The sequence below is a fragment of the Isoptericola sp. NPDC060185 genome, from assembly GCF_042728595.1.
Lineage (GTDB): Bacteria > Actinomycetota > Actinomycetes > Actinomycetales > Cellulomonadaceae > Isoptericola.
Window position 1 is genome coordinate 1 of the sequence record NZ_JBHWYY010000155.1, and the last position, 1,331, is coordinate 1,331.

A 1,331-nucleotide genomic window follows, 5' to 3' on the forward strand; every position below is an offset into this window, starting at 1 on the left:
GTTTCCTGGTGACCGGACGGCCGGCGAGATGGGGTAGTGCCGCCTCGGTGATCGCCGAATAGTAGGCGATCACTTCGCCTTTCGTCGTGCCGGTCTCCGGGTACAGCACCTTGTCGAGGTTGCTGAGCTCAACCTCGATGTCCGGTTCACCCGGCGCGCCCCGAAATTCCCGGCGGACCATCGACGCGATCGGACGGCGGGGACCTTCTACCGGTCCCCGCGCACCGAATCAGGCCTTGGGTCCCGGATCTGTCGGAGCGGGGCCGCCGGGGGCAGTGCCGGGGCCTGCCTGCGGGGGCACGACCTTCTTGGCCGCGTCCTTGCCCTTCTCGATCTTGTCGCTGTACTTGCCCTTGGTCTTGTCATCGATGAAGGTGCCGGCCTTGTCGACCGCCTCATTGATCTTGTCCGCGTTCTGTTCGACCGCAACCTTGCCCTTACCGAGCAAGCCCTTCAAGGTATCCACGAGACTCATCTGCCGATGTTCCTTTCGCGAGGAGGGTCATTCCACATCTTCCCACCACGAATCCCGTGGTGGGAGGTCATTCGGAACCACCCTCTGGCCCGGCTTGGGCACTACCACCGGAGTACCCGCATCCGCGGCCGCCGACACCAGGCGCCGGACGGGTTCGGACCAGCCGTGGAAGGCCAGATTGAACGTTGCCCAGTGGATCGGGACCAGGAGGCCGTAACCTGCGTCGCCGAGGCACAGGTCGGCGTGGGCACGCACCGCCTCTTCGGGATTCATGTGCACATCGGTCCAGCGCTCGTCGTACGCGCCGATGGGCAGCAGCGTGAGATCGAAGGGACCGAGCACCGCGCCGGCCTGGGAAAACGCCTTGGTGTAGCCGGTGTCGCCGCCGAAGTAGACCCGCTTGGTCGGGCCGGACAGCGCCCACGACGCCCACAGCGTGGTGTTGCGGACGAGCCCGCGGCCGGAGAAGTGCCTGGCCTCGGCGCAGGTGATGGTGAGGCCGCGGTCGTCGGCATCGCGACCGAGCGAGACCGAACCACCCCAGTCGAGCTCGATGATCCGGTATTCGGGCACGCCCCACTGCCGCAGGTGCGCGCCGATGCCGGTGGGCACGACGAACGGCGCGAGCTGGGTGCGGACGAGTTCGTCGACGGTGGCCTTGTCGAGGTGGTCGTAGTGATCGTGGGAGATGATCACGGCGTCGACCTGTGGCACCTGCGCCAGCTCGCCGGGGACAGGATGCAGGCGGGCGGGGCCGACCACCGGGGACGGGGAAACCCGTTCACTCCACACCGGGTCGGCCAGCACTCGGTAACCGTCGAGTTCCACCAGGGCGCTGGCGTGCCCGTACCAGGTC

Annotated in this window: 3 protein-coding genes; all 3 read right to left on the reverse strand. The window is 67.2% G+C overall.

Translation table 11 applies throughout. The annotated features are described in order from the left end of the window. Window positions 1-181 (reverse strand): hypothetical protein (locus tag ACFWDO_RS21390; RefSeq protein WP_380347185.1); only part of this gene is annotated, 181 nt, incomplete at its 3' end. A gap of 48 nt (window positions 182-229) precedes the next feature. Beyond that, window positions 230-466, reverse strand: a complete 237-nt coding sequence (locus ACFWDO_RS21395; protein ID WP_380347188.1) for an antitoxin — start codon at window positions 464-466, stop codon at window positions 230-232. 36 nt (window positions 467-502) lie between these two features. Then, window positions 503-1,331, reverse strand: an 829-nt coding sequence (locus ACFWDO_RS21400) for an MBL fold metallo-hydrolase (protein ID WP_380347190.1), incomplete at its 5' end; no start/stop codon positions are given.